Origin of the sequence: Nitrospira sp. (genome assembly GCA_024760525.1) — a bacterium.
Taxonomy (GTDB): Bacteria; Nitrospirota; Nitrospiria; order Nitrospirales; family Nitrospiraceae; genus Nitrospira_D.
In genome coordinates this window covers 3,735,029-3,746,762 of the sequence record CP060499.1, presented here as the reverse complement: position 1 = coordinate 3,746,762, position 11,734 = coordinate 3,735,029, and the positions used below count along the sequence as shown (strand labels likewise).

Genomic DNA, 11,734 nt, shown 5'->3' with positions numbered 1-11,734 from the left:
TGCGCTTGACGATTCTTGGTTCCGGGACGAACATGCACCCCGCGCGTGCTGCCGCGGGGTATCTTGTGCGCACCGATCAATACATTCTCCTTGATTTCGGCCCGCGCACCTTGACGAACATGATCAAAGCCGGTGTCGACCGACACCGGATCACGCACATCTTGTTCTCCCATTTTCATGCCGACCATTTTTCCGACTTCATCACATTCTTCTTCGACGCAGTGATCTACACCAAATACGGAGGAGGCCATCGCCCAGGGCTGACCCTGATCGGGCCGAAAGGCACGATCCGTCTCTTACGATCGATCATGCGCAGCTTCCCCAGCTTTTCCTCGGCCCCGTTCCGCGTGGTCATGAAGGAAGTCGCCGGCAAACCCTTTTCGATCGGGGACACACGTATCATTCCCAAGCCCGTGGTCCATGTTCCGGACCTCTCGAGCGTCGGCTATCGGATCGAGTACCAAGGTAAGGCGGTCGTGTATTCAGGAGACACTCAATATTGCGACGCACTCGTCTCGCTCTGTGCGGAGGCCGACCTGGCCGTGCTCGATTGCTCGTTCCCGGCTAATCGTCCCGGCCCCGCCCATCTGCACGCCGGGCAGTGCGGCCAGGTGGCGAAGGAGGCCGGTGTGGGGCAGCTCGTGCTCTCGCACTTCTATCCGATCGCTGATCGATACGACGTCAAAGCACAGGCGGCGGAGCAGTATCGGGGAAAGATTTGGAAGGGGAAGGATCTGTTGACGATTCGAGTCTAGCCCACCAATTGATGCCATCAATATGGTCGGAACCGTCGGGGCTGAGCTCAGGCCAGAATAACTTCAGGATGCTCAAAAAGGCCGTCCAGCAAGACCGCAGCGAGCGAAGCGGCGAGGCGTACGCTTCGGTACGTTGAGCCTCTGAGCGATGCGAGAACGCCGCTGGCGGACTTTTTCAGCATCCTGCTACAACCCTTCTTCGCGAGGCGCACCGCCAAGGATCTCGATGAATTTGGTCAGGCGGGCGGTTTTGACGGAATCCCCTGCCTTGGAATAGATCGCTAAGAGGTTTTTGACCATGCGGGACAATATCGCCGGAACCGGACTTTTTTGCAGGTACTTGTCGTCGAACCCGTAACCGGCCTCGGTTAAAAACCGGGCACAGTTTTTTTCCGTCAACAGGGCGCCGTGGTTGAAACAGTCGATGAAGATTTTGTACCGATCGGACTCGTACTTCACCAAAAAATGACCTGGCATGCCGATGCCGAACAGCGGCAGCGCCAAGCGCTGTCCAATAAAGAGATACACCGCCGACAGGCTGATCGGGATGCCGACTCGCCGATCCATGACACAATTGAGGTAGCTGTTCTCGATTTCATAATAGTTTTTGGTGTTACCTTTGAACCCTTGCTCGGCAAACAAATAGCGGTTGAGCGCATTGACGGCTTCCTCCCCGGAAGCTCGATAGCCGATCCGTGCTCGAACTTCGTCCGCCATCGTATCTAGCTGTTCACGATAGCGAGCGACATCCAGCGCCGGATAAGCGTAGCGGGCGATGAGGAAGGCGCCGGTTTCCAGGCTCATGCCTTCGTTCGGCAGGGCGACCAAGTGCGCGAGCTCGTCCTCCAGCTTTCCTCCTCGGATTTCCTCCAAGACAGAGGCGATTCGATCGGCCATTTCGGGCTGCTCGATTTCCGCTTCTTGGAGAAGTGGGACGGCCGATGGACCGATATCGATGAGTCTTCCGCTGATGGTACGGACAATCTTGTCGTCCTCATCAGATAGCAGACGAATGAGCGCGCGAATTTGACTCTCCGGAATCAGCATGCTTAAAAATTCTGAGTTGTCCGCCACAGTGCCGAGTCCGAACGATACAGCAATGACTCAATGATCCGACGGATTCAGGCGTCAGTCAAGCGATCAGCGCTTCACGGTGCCATCACCCCATCGCCCGGCGGAATGCCTTGGCGCCACCGTACAAACACAATGCATCGAACACGAGCATGACGATCACCACCATCCCCACATGCGGTAGGGCTTCACCCCAACCGGAGAGGATCAAGGGGCGTACCGCGTCGATGGCCCAGGTCATCGGATTGAACTGGGCGAGAAAACTCATCCAACCCGGCATGGCTGCTAAGGGAACCAACGCAGAGCTCAGGAAAATCATCGGCAGCGACAGAAATCCCAGCACGGAGAAGAAATCACCGTGGCTTTTCACGGAAAAGGCCATCGCCATGGAAATCGCGGTTAAGCCGATGCCGAACATCATCCCGATCAATAGAATCGTCGCCACACCGAGGATGCCCGTCGCGGGATGAACGCCGAAGAGGTAGGAGACGCCAAGAATCACCAGGACCTGCATCGACGTGATCCCCATGACGAAAATGAAGCGGCTCAGAATGACGGAAGTTCGGTGGATGGGCGTGGACATCAGGCGTTCGAGAAACCCGTTTTCCTTATCGAACAGCAGATCGACCCCGCCGGCCAGACCGTTGTTCAGGACGGTCATCACGACCACACCGGCAGCGAGGAAACTGATATAGTTCGGGGCTTGCATGACCTGGGTGTCGGCGGCCCGTTGGAAGAGGTTCCCAAAGAAGATGAGCCAGAAAAGCATGGGCTGCACCAGCGTGAAGAGCATGCTGAACTTTTCCCGGCTCAACCGTCGGACCCATCGCATCGTCAATGCGCTGATTTCCTGCCAATAATGCGCCACGTGTCTCCTTTAGGCTGGCTCGGCGTCCGGGATCGATTCGGTGATCGCCCGCCCCGTATGCGCGATGAACACATCGTCCAAGCGTGGACGGTTGTACTGAATAAACTCGATGCCGCAACCCAATCGATTGGCCGATTCAAGAATGGCCGGTAAGGCTTTCTCCGGTGATTCCACCCTGATGTCCAAGCCCTTTGCTGTTGCCCGGACGGATTTGACTGCCGGACGGGTTTTCAAGTCCGCTTCGAGTGATGAGATCAGGTTGGTTTCTTTCAGGGTCAGGGACACAATGTCCCCACCAAGAGCAATCTTGAGCTCAGCCGGTGCGCCCAGGGTCTTGATCCTGCCGCCGTCGATAATGGCCAGTCGATCGCAGAGCTGATCGGCTTCATCCAGGTAGTTGGTCGTCATGACCACCGTCATCCCGCGAGCTTTGAGCATTCGGACGTAGTCCCAAATCCGCAGACGACTTTGCACATCGAGCCCGAGTGTGGGTTCGTCGAGGAACAGGATTTTGGGGTCTGGCAGCAGCCCGCACGCGATATCCAGCTTCCGTTTCATGCCACCGGAGTAGGTCTTGGCCGGTCGGTCCGCATGGGCTTCCAGCTCAACCAATTTGAGCAGCTCGGCGATACGTTTGGCCGCCTCATTCTTCGTCAAGTGATAGAGGGCTCCCAATAATTGAAGGTGTTCACGCCCGGTGAGGAACCGGTCGATCGCTCGTTCTTGAGGCACATACCCGATCAGCGTTCGTACCTTATCCGCCTCGCGCACCGTGTCGTGGCCCATGATGGTCGCGGTGCCTGACGTCGGATGCAACAGGGTGATGAGGGTGCGAAGCGTCGTGCTTTTGCCTGCGCCGTTCGGCCCGAGGAGCCCGAAGATTTCTCCTGCGTAGATCTGAAACGACAAGTCATCAACAGCCTTGTGACTATCATACGTTTTGCACAGACGGCTGACGCTGATGGCGACGGTGCGATCCATTATTCCCAGCCCTTCGCCCCGCGACGCTCGTGCAGCATGAATTGAACCAAATCGTTCAATCGACGCGCCCGCTGGTGGAGTCCGTCCGCTTCCAGTAAAAATTGTTTCTCCAAAGGTGTGCAGTCGAGGTAGGTCGAGAGGGTGTTGACCAAGACTTCGTCGCTGACTTCCTCACGAAAAAACCCTTGCCATGCCGTGCTGTCTTCTCTCGCTTGGAGGTAGCGCCCGAGTACATCGATCAGCCCGCTCCGAACGTCTTTCGTCAGCCCCTCGTCCGATCGGAGAGGTGTCACACGAATCGTCGCTTCACGGTACGGCTTTTCGAAGTGCTCTTCGGCGATCTCGCAACGTTCGAGACCCTGCAGCAAGATGTTGGAACGGCCGTCCGGCAAGGGCTGCACACTCACGATCCGTCCGATACAGAGCGCGGGATAGATCGCTGGATTTCCATAGTAGTCCGATTCCCATCCCTCCTTCAGCAGCGCCATGGCAATACATTGGCCACCCATCGTTGCGTCGCCGACCATCCGGCGGTAACGCGGCTCAAAAATGTGGAGCGGCAGGTATGTCTTCGGAAAAAAGACGACGTTGGGCAATGGAAACACTGGAAGCCGGTCGGGAATTGGAAAAGGTTCCGCATGTTTGGACGGGCCTGTCGTCGACGTCCCACGTTCACGATCGATTTGCATGACTCACGATAGCTGAGACGTGTGAAAATTGTCAACGCTGCACGTCGACCGGCAAGTTGCTGAGAAATGTGAAACGCCGCTCACAGACGGGCGATTTGTTCGTGGAGCGGGCGCGTGTTATAACCGAGACAATTGGGGCACACAGTACTGGTGCTCCTCTCCAAGTGTGTTGCTGAAACGAGCCTGAGCATGAAAGCAGGGATGCGAATCGGGATTGTCCTTGTTGCCGTACTGAGCGTCAATCTCTCGATGACGTTCGGCGCGAGCCCATCCCCGACACCGTTTCAATATGCGACCGCCGGGTATCGATACGACTTTCCGCAGGACCACGGGTCGCACCCGCGCTATCGCACCGAGTGGTGGTATTACACGGGCCATCTCCAGTCGAAGAACGGCCGGTCCTTTGGCTTTGAATTGACCTTTTTCCGCCGAGCCGTTCCGCCGGAGGATATCAAGACTCTGCCGTCGAAATGGTCGGTGAGCCAGCTGTATTTTGCCCATTTTGCTGTGACCGATATCACCGGACGGCGGTTTCATTTCTCCGAAAAACTCAGCCGTGAAGGGTTGGGGAAGGCAGGCGCCGATGAATCACGACTCCGAGTCTGGATCGATGATTGGCGCGCGGAGGCTTCGACCGATTCGACCGGCTCCCATACCGTGACGGCTCGCGACGATACCCACACCCTGACCCTCACGATGCAACCGGCCAAGCTGCTCGTCACCCATGGTTCGGACGGCATCAGTCGAAAAGGGGATGCCATCGGACAAGCCTCGCACTACTATTCGTTCACCAGACTCGCGACAATCGGGCAGTTGACGATCGACAACGAAACATTCGATGTGACCGGCACGAGCTGGATGGATCATGAATTCGGATCGGCCGATCTTGGGAACGATCTGGTCGGGTGGGATTGGTTCAGCCTTCAGTTGGACGACAACAGCGAGCTCATGTTGTATCGCATGCGTCGGAAAGACGGCATGTCCGACCCGGCCTCCAGCGGCACGGCAGTCTCACCGGACGGTCAGGCACGACACCTTCCGGTGACCGACTTTCAGATCGAGTCGACGGCCACATGGACCAGCTCCGAAAGCAAAGCCACGTATCCCGCGAAATGGCGGCTGACCGTTCCATCCCTCGACCTTACCCTGGAGCTGGCGCCATTGCTGGCTGATCAGGAACTGCGGACTTCGCGGACCGCGCAAGTCACGTATTGGGAAGGGGCGGTCTCAGTCGCGGGCACCAAGCGAGGCCGGCCTCTCAAGGGCCAAGGTTACGTTGAGATGACGGGCTACGCGGAACGGATCAACCAGAAGTTGTAGGGGAGAGTCGGGTTAGCCCTCAATCGTTCGAGCTATGCATAGAAGGAGGCTCCACTCTCTTTGCGCTCTCGGAGCCCCGCCAGCATTTCAGATTCCGTGATATCCACAGCCCATCCCGGACGAAGTTGGAAATGAGGTTCATCGACCAGCGTTTTCCAGTTGCCACCCCATTCGAGACCCAAGTCCATTCCAAGGACGCCGACCGCCTTATACTTGACGGATTCGCTGAGGTACTTCGTACCCTCGAAGACTCCAACATCAAAGGCAATGCCGAAGTTATGATTCGAGTACCCACCGCGTGCGTTCGTGACTTTGGCTCCTGGCTTTGTGCGACCTTGCGCGTATAAGTCGTCCTGTTCGGCATAGCTTCTCAAACCACTGATGATCTTTATGTGAATCCCGAACTGAGCCGCCTTTTGCACCAATGCGCGGGCGATGGGTTGCACTTCCGGAAGCAGCGTCACGATACTCCTTTCGCTGCGTGCATCGACGTCTTCAATCGCCTCGGCGGGAGCTTCTCCTTGAATGGTTGGTTTGACGATGTGGGCATAAATCGCTCCCCAGGTCTCGGTTCCGGCTCGACCATCTACCTGAACGCCCAGCTTCTTCTGCACCGCAGAAATCATGTCTTCCATATCCATCGTGAATCCTCTTTCTCATAGGCTTCGATAGGGAGCTAGATGCTGGAAGCCCTCTGTCTTGATTCCTGTCGAGTGAAACTCGTGCGGATTGTTATCCTTTGCGAGAGATGTGTCAAACATCATTAGTAGAAAACTGTCCCTCGCAGCGTGAGACGTCTTCATCCTTGACTCCTCGCTGAATCCTGTGTTTAGGTCTGCCGCCACGATCGCCATGCTGCGTCTGTCCAACATCAAACTCCTGCTGGTGGCATCGCTTCTCGTCGCTCTTGGCTGCCAAAAGGAGAGTGAGGCGATTGTTTCGATCGCGCTCCATCCAACCAATGCGAATATCCTCTACGTGGCCACGAACGACGCGGTCTACAAGTCTCGAGACGGCGGTGGGACTTGGGAGCGATTCCCGAGCTTCAGCGCGCGCCGAGTGACGACGCTTGCGATCGATCCGCAGCTGCCGGCCACGATCTATGCCGGCACGATGGGAGATGCGGTCTACAAGAGTCCGGACGGCGGACAACATTGGCTTCCGCATAACGTCGGATTGAAAGAACATGTCTCGTTTGTGAATCAATTCGTGTTTCATCCCGCGTTGAGCGAAAAGATCTATATCGCCACGACCGTGGGCGCGTTCTCTACGAAGGACGCGGGGCGTGAATGGGAAGAACGGATGAACGGAATGAAGGAAGTCCATATTGTGACATCCATTGCCATTAGCCCTAAGGATCCCACCATCCTGTTTGGTGGAACAACCGGCGGGATCTATCGTTCGGAGGATGCGGCGATGTCGTGGAAGAAGATCAACAACGGACTGATTCCTGAGAGCGAGCTGATGGCATCCATGGCGCTGGGCGTCAATGCGATTGAAATCGATCGGACGAATCCCGACGTCGTCTATGCAGGGACGACGAAAGGGCTCTTTCGTACGGTAAACAAAGGTGAGCAGTGGGAGCGGATCGGACAATCGCTTCCTGATCCGTTTGTGAGCAGCATTGTGATCCATCCGACGGAGCCGTCGAACCTGTATGTCGGCGGCCCCGCCGGGGTGTGGAAAAGTCCTGACGGCGGGAAGACGTGGCAAGAAATGAATCAAGGCTTTGCGACCCGGAATATTCGAGCTCTAGTCATGGGCCCGAAAAACTCGCAAGTGCTCTATGCCGGGACAAACGGCAGCGGTCTCTATCGTTCCACCGACGCCGGCGCGACATGGGCCGCTGTGCCGCTCAAAGCCGCGCCGGCTGCAGATCAATAGCCGGTCTTTGCCCCCGCATCTCCGTGCTGGTACCGACCGCTATACGACAGCATTTTATCGGTCAGGGCCTTCCATTCATCGGCGGTCATCAACTCTTTCATCTTGAATCGCAGAGCGAGAACCTTCGCTGAAGTTTTCGTTCGTTGAGTGCTTGCCTCGTCGAGGACCTTGGAAAACTCTTCGGGCGGCGCTGTATAGCTGGCATTCAATGTATAAAGTTGCCGGTGATAGGCACGTTCCTGCTCTCGGCCTGTCTTCAGTTCGTTGACGATTTCGCCGGCGATGTTCTTGACCTGCTGTGCTTTATCAGGATCTTTCACAGTTTTGTCGATCAAGGAGGCCATATCTTGCTGGCCCTTCTGCCAATAGGCCTCGCTTTTGCCGCCTCCCATCATGCCATGGTGATGGTGGGGCGAGGAGCAGCCGACCATCACGATTGCGGTGAACAGACCAAGTAACCCGACAAACATCCGCTTCATACGTCCTCCATTGAAGAGTTGTTCCGTTCCGTCTTCATACCGTATCATTCACCTGACTGACCATGGAAGGTGCTGAACTGATTTCCAGCGACCCGCTCCAGTTCCTTAAAGATGAATTCCGCCGCCACCTGGAGTGTTTCTATACCCAGCTCAAATTGGCTCCACCCTATGAGAGCGTGGAAAAAGCCATTCGAACCTTGACGACAGCCGTCCATGCGCTGCCGAAGGACGAACAAGTTCGGATTGTAAACGATCCCACCTTGCGATGGCAGCAGTTCCGGCACGCCTTTAAGACCTCCGGTCTTGTCAAAAAGCATCGGGGGATCATCGCCGGCCTTGCCCGCAACCGATCTGCCTTGGACTTGCCGGCCGAATACGATCATTTTCTAGACTTGTTTCTCAGCTAGCTGGGTATCCAGGACCTGCAATCGCGTCGCGCAACTCGTCGTGAACTTTCATGAGACGGCTGTCTTCCAGCCGGAAAGAAAACGTGACCGTGATGAATCCGAACAGCACGACCATGCCTGCAAGGCCGACAATGCCGATCCCCAAGAACGTCCCCCCCAACGACGTAAATCCATCTTCCATGGTGTACTGAATCACGAAGGTGAGAGACCCCAGCAAGACGACCGCAAACCACAACAATGTGATGAGCGCCGACGACCATGGAATGCGCTTTACGCAGAACGTTCCCAGTGCTTGATCTTGGGGAGCAAGATGGATCAGCCCCTTCACCGGCCAGGCGGTACGGAAATTCTTCGAGAAGAATCGGTACTGAGGGCGGATCGCAATCTGGGATAATTCCGGGTAAAACCGGGCGACTCCGTGCGGAAGCATCAACAGGCCGTCAGGCGTGAAGCGATCGCGCACGGTCGCGAGCACCGTTCCGGGCCATTGATCTTGATGCTTCGCGATACGGCAGCCATACCGGATGGCGTCAGGGGTCAGCCGGATAAAATACAACCAATCACCGACGATCAACCCGAGACACAAGGCGCTTGCAAAGAGGCCGGCCAGGATCATGGCTGTAGCTATCACATAGGAACGACGCACGAATCAAGGCAGCCAAGGCCATGAATCACTCATTTTTTCCAAGCGGGGGCCTAGGAATATACCTACTTCACTATTCCTCCAAGAATTTGTTGACTGATGAGGATGAGTTGGCTACAGTACGGCGGGCTGCGTTCCGGCGGGCCTTGCACCACAGGTTCCCCGCCATAATTTAAATTCTATCCCGCGTCGGCATAGCTGTCTGCCACTCTGCAGCTTGAGGCACGCAGAGAGTAGGTCGTTTGAGGTTTGGAGGAAGGCATGGATCTCCATAAAATTGAACGTGTTTATACCTCCTACGCGGGGTTCTACGATCACGTTTTCGGCAAGGTCTTCCAGGAAGGGCGAGAATCAGCCATTCGCAACCTCGATGTGCAACCGAATGAGCAGATTCTCGAAGTGGGCGTGGGAACCGGGTTGGCTCTTCCGATGTATCCCCGACATTGCCGCATTGTGGGAATTGATTTGTCAGAGGGTATGCTTGCAAAAGCGAAGGAAAAGGCAGAAGCCCACCGCCTTGATCACATCCAGCTTCATCGGATGGATGCAGGAGCGATGGAGTTCGCTGATGACAGCTTCGATACCGTTGTCGCAGCCTATGTCGTGACGGCGGTTCCCGACTATCGCAAGGTGGTCAATGAGATGATTCGGGTCTGCCGACCAGGGGGCCGCATCATCATGTTGAACCATTTCAGCAACGGCAACAAGGTGATCGCAGCCGTAGAAAAAGTGCTCTCTCCTTTGACCAAGCATCTAGGCTGGCGGACGGATTTGTCGCTCAATACCGTGTTAGAGGGGACATCGTTGCATATTGCCCGGAAGCAGAGTGTGAACCCGCTACGGCTGTGGGCCTTGGTCGAATGTGTCAATGGAAAGGGTAAACAGACGAACGGAAACGGCACGGCTCACAATGTTTCAGGCTATGTAAACGGCAGCGGCACAAACGGCTTTTCAAATGGGAACGGTAACGGACGGTATTCCCCGGAACACGCGCACTGATCCGCCCTTCAGATTCCTTCTTCTCACCCATTTCGTCGTGAATAGTGTTCTCGAATCAGCCAGGTTTCCCATTCGCGGCCCGGTATGATCGTCGTGCCGACGAGACAATTGCCGGGAAAATGTTGAGTGATGTGATCGGCAAGGATCTCGAGAATACGGCTCATCTGCCGGTCCTGCATACCAAACACTCGTAGCATGAGACCGAACCCGTGCCCTTCCAGTGGGCCATAGGCCATGACATGAACCATGTTGTCCTCATTGGCCGTAGAATCGCCTGCCGGGATCAGATCACCCTCCCACTGCACCGCCGGATGGACGGCAACCGCCCGCTTCGTTTCTCGCCACACGCAAGGCAAACCGGCCTGGTCCAGCTCGTTTAACAGCCACTGGACCGTGGGACCCTCGGCAGTCCGACCTTGGAAGGTCCATCGAGCGAGTTCCGCAGCCTGTTGGGCCGTCACGAAGGGCGTCGCGACTTCCTCCAGATGCGCCTCATCGCACACGACATACAATTCCCCCTGCGGATCAAACCAGAAACGCAGTTTCCCGGCGCTGAGTTCCGTCTGGATAATGCTGAGTGATGAGCAGTCGGCCCCATCCTGCTCGAAGACCGAAAAATCCGTCACGCCGGTCATGGTGAGCTTGGCCACTCGAATCAACCCGCGCACCTCGTACCGGATGGTGACTGAGATGGTCGTACCGGCCGGGATCTCACGTCCGGATCCTTCGTCGAAGAGGCGGCGCTTGGATATCTGTATGTCGGTCACATAGCCGGAGCGGAAACCGCCCGTATGGCCGATCAGCCAGCGTAGATCATCGGCGTCCTTGATGGAGCGTTTCACGATACGCCGATTGTAGCGCAGGCCTGGACGCACTGCCAGCGGTGCAAGAGTATTCGACTTGTCAGATTGGTCGGATGGCCCCGCATACCCCACCGCCGGGACGCAGAGACTCGTTCGCCGCATTGACGATCGCATCAACGTGAAGTGTGGTGATGTCGTTGCAGATGGTGCGAAGGGTGGTGGGCATGGTTCGCTAGCGGTTGACCGGAACCGGCTACTTATCACCCGTCAATCTTGTCCTGATCCAGAACGGATTTCTCCGGCAGTCGAGTACTGCCTGAACACGAACGATCTCTCCCTCTCGGCTGTAATAGATCGCAAACGGAAACTTCCTGGAAAGAGCACGATGATAGCCGTGCACGACTTGATGAATCCCGGCGTGCGCATGAAGGGAATCGATGTCGGAGTATAAACAGTCGAGGAAGTACGTGCCAAGTCCGGCCTCCCGTCCTTCATAGAAGCGGAAGCCATGAATCAGATCCTCCTGAGCCTCGTCGAGGATCTCAATTCTCACGACAGCTTGTTGCGGATATCCTGCTTCGCGGTTTCCCAATCGACGAATCGAGTCGTTCCATCAGTAACCCGCTGACGGCGCTCATCGAGGATGGTCTTGTGCCAGGAAGGAGACTCAATGGCTTCCGGAGTTCCGGCAAGGTCTTCCCACAAGGACTCCATCACTGCCAGTTTCTCCTGGAGTGTCATACTCTTAAGAGGCAGATTGATCGACATGATTCAAGTATACCTCAGCCCCTGTGTGAAGCAAACCCTGTCGTCAGACGATAGGCTTGCTGTGTAA

At 56.2% G+C, this 11,734-nt stretch carries 15 protein-coding genes; 5 read left to right on the top strand and 10 right to left on the bottom strand.

Going from position 1 to position 11,734, the window contains the following annotated elements:
* The first annotated feature begins 32 nt into the window (after window positions 1-32).
* Window positions 33-755, top strand: coding sequence for an MBL fold metallo-hydrolase (locus H8K04_17635; GenBank protein UVT15600.1), 723 nt, complete (start codon window positions 33-35; stop codon window positions 753-755).
* Between the two features lie 186 nt (window positions 756-941).
* Here the strand turns inward: H8K04_17635 and H8K04_17630 are convergent, their stop codons facing one another.
* The 4 genes from H8K04_17630 to H8K04_17615 all read right to left on the bottom strand — a co-directional run bounded on the left by H8K04_17630 (window position 942) and on the right by H8K04_17615 (window position 4,364).
* A complete protein-coding gene (locus tag H8K04_17630; GenBank protein UVT15599.1) occupies window positions 942-1,802 on the bottom strand; it encodes a hypothetical protein in 861 nt (286 codons plus the stop codon).
* 112 nt (window positions 1,803-1,914) lie between these two features.
* Window positions 1,915-2,694 carry an ABC transporter permease gene (locus H8K04_17625; GenBank protein UVT15598.1) on the bottom strand — a complete coding sequence of 260 codons (780 nt, stop codon included), beginning with the start codon at window positions 2,692-2,694 and terminating at the stop codon, window positions 1,915-1,917.
* Between the two features lie 9 nt (window positions 2,695-2,703).
* Complete coding sequence (locus H8K04_17620; GenBank protein ID UVT15597.1) at window positions 2,704-3,675, bottom strand: ATP-binding cassette domain-containing protein; 972 nt, start codon at window positions 3,673-3,675, stop codon at window positions 2,704-2,706.
* Window positions 3,675-4,364 (bottom strand): LON peptidase substrate-binding domain-containing protein, encoded by a 690-nt coding sequence (locus tag H8K04_17615; GenBank protein UVT15596.1) that lies wholly within the window; start codon window positions 4,362-4,364, stop codon window positions 3,675-3,677. The genes H8K04_17620 and H8K04_17615 overlap by 1 nt, the downstream gene beginning before the upstream one ends.
* 189 nt (window positions 4,365-4,553) lie before the next feature.
* On the opposite strand from H8K04_17615, the gene H8K04_17610 reads away from it, so the two are divergent.
* Window positions 4,554-5,684: a carotenoid 1,2-hydratase gene (locus H8K04_17610; GenBank protein UVT15595.1), complete on the top strand. Its 1,131-nt coding sequence runs from the start codon at window positions 4,554-4,556 to the stop codon at window positions 5,682-5,684.
* Window positions 5,685-5,716: 32 nt separating this feature from the next.
* On the opposite strand, the gene H8K04_17605 is transcribed toward H8K04_17610, so the two are convergent.
* Window positions 5,717-6,325 (bottom strand): M15 family metallopeptidase, encoded by a 609-nt coding sequence (locus tag H8K04_17605; GenBank protein ID UVT15594.1) that lies wholly within the window; start codon window positions 6,323-6,325, stop codon window positions 5,717-5,719.
* Window positions 6,326-6,509: 184 nt separating this feature from the next.
* On the opposite strand from H8K04_17605, the gene H8K04_17600 reads away from it, so the two are divergent.
* On the top strand, window positions 6,510-7,568 hold the full coding sequence (locus tag H8K04_17600; protein UVT15593.1) for a hypothetical protein: 1,059 nt from the start codon (window positions 6,510-6,512) through the stop codon (window positions 7,566-7,568).
* Here the strand turns inward: H8K04_17600 and H8K04_17595 are convergent.
* Window positions 7,562-8,047, bottom strand: a complete 486-nt coding sequence (locus H8K04_17595; protein ID UVT15592.1) for a hypothetical protein — start codon at window positions 8,045-8,047, stop codon at window positions 7,562-7,564. The two genes, H8K04_17600 and H8K04_17595, sit on opposite strands and share 7 nt — an antisense overlap.
* Before the next feature lie 62 nt (window positions 8,048-8,109).
* Between H8K04_17595 and H8K04_17590 the strand changes: the two genes are divergently transcribed.
* On the top strand, window positions 8,110-8,454 hold the full coding sequence (locus tag H8K04_17590) for a hypothetical protein (protein UVT15591.1): 345 nt from the start codon (window positions 8,110-8,112) through the stop codon (window positions 8,452-8,454).
* Here H8K04_17590 and H8K04_17585 read toward each other — a convergent pair.
* Window positions 8,447-9,070, bottom strand: a complete 624-nt coding sequence (locus H8K04_17585; GenBank protein ID UVT15590.1) for a hypothetical protein — start codon at window positions 9,068-9,070, stop codon at window positions 8,447-8,449. The genes H8K04_17590 and H8K04_17585 overlap by 8 nt on opposite strands.
* A 288-nt stretch (window positions 9,071-9,358) precedes the next feature.
* Between H8K04_17585 and H8K04_17580 the strand changes: the two genes are divergently transcribed.
* Entirely contained in the window at window positions 9,359-10,096 is a 738-nt protein-coding gene (locus tag H8K04_17580; protein ID UVT15589.1) for a methyltransferase domain-containing protein, read from the top strand.
* Between the two features lie 23 nt (window positions 10,097-10,119).
* Here H8K04_17580 and H8K04_17575 read toward each other — a convergent pair whose 3' ends face one another.
* The 3 genes from H8K04_17575 to H8K04_17565 all read right to left on the bottom strand — a co-directional run bounded on the left by H8K04_17575 (window position 10,120) and on the right by H8K04_17565 (window position 11,667).
* The gene (locus H8K04_17575; GenBank protein ID UVT15588.1) at window positions 10,120-11,061 is read right to left on the bottom strand and encodes a hypothetical protein; all 942 of its coding nucleotides are present in this window, start codon (window positions 11,059-11,061) and stop codon (window positions 10,120-10,122) included.
* A gap of 91 nt (window positions 11,062-11,152) precedes the next feature.
* On the bottom strand, window positions 11,153-11,452 hold the full coding sequence (locus H8K04_17570; protein ID UVT15587.1) for a type II toxin-antitoxin system RelE/ParE family toxin: 300 nt from the start codon (window positions 11,450-11,452) through the stop codon (window positions 11,153-11,155).
* A complete protein-coding gene (locus tag H8K04_17565) occupies window positions 11,449-11,667 on the bottom strand; it encodes an addiction module protein (GenBank protein ID UVT15586.1) in 219 nt (72 codons plus the stop codon). Before H8K04_17565 ends, H8K04_17570 begins: the two co-directional genes overlap by 4 nt.
* Between the last annotated feature and the right edge of the window lie 67 nt (window positions 11,668-11,734).

What these genes read in the sequence shown, in the direction of transcription:
- H8K04_17575 (UVT15588.1), bottom strand. Translation starts at nt 11,061, where the DNA reads ATGCGGCGAACGAGTCTCTGCGTCCCGGCGGTGGGGTATGCGGGGCCA.
- H8K04_17585 (UVT15590.1), bottom strand. Translation starts at nt 9,070, where the DNA reads ATGATCCTGGCCGGCCTCTTTGCAAGCGCCTTGTGTCTCGGGTTGATC.
- H8K04_17565 (UVT15586.1), bottom strand. Translation starts at nt 11,667, where the DNA reads ATGTCGATCAATCTGCCTCTTAAGAGTATGACACTCCAGGAGAAACTG.
- H8K04_17595 (UVT15592.1), bottom strand. Translation starts at nt 8,047, where the DNA reads ATGAAGCGGATGTTTGTCGGGTTACTTGGTCTGTTCACCGCAATCGTG.
- H8K04_17620 (UVT15597.1), bottom strand. Translation starts at nt 3,675, where the DNA reads ATGGATCGCACCGTCGCCATCAGCGTCAGCCGTCTGTGCAAAACGTAT.
- H8K04_17580 (UVT15589.1), top strand. Translation starts at nt 9,359, where the DNA reads ATGGATCTCCATAAAATTGAACGTGTTTATACCTCCTACGCGGGGTTC.
- H8K04_17590 (UVT15591.1), top strand. Translation starts at nt 8,110, where the DNA reads ATGGAAGGTGCTGAACTGATTTCCAGCGACCCGCTCCAGTTCCTTAAA.
- H8K04_17630 (UVT15599.1), bottom strand. Translation starts at nt 1,802, where the DNA reads ATGCTGATTCCGGAGAGTCAAATTCGCGCGCTCATTCGTCTGCTATCT.
- H8K04_17605 (UVT15594.1), bottom strand. Translation starts at nt 6,325, where the DNA reads ATGGATATGGAAGACATGATTTCTGCGGTGCAGAAGAAGCTGGGCGTT.
- H8K04_17615 (UVT15596.1), bottom strand. Translation starts at nt 4,364, where the DNA reads ATGCAAATCGATCGTGAACGTGGGACGTCGACGACAGGCCCGTCCAAA.
- H8K04_17610 (UVT15595.1), top strand. Translation starts at nt 4,554, where the DNA reads ATGAAAGCAGGGATGCGAATCGGGATTGTCCTTGTTGCCGTACTGAGC.
- H8K04_17635 (UVT15600.1), top strand. Translation starts at nt 33, where the DNA reads ATGCACCCCGCGCGTGCTGCCGCGGGGTATCTTGTGCGCACCGATCAA.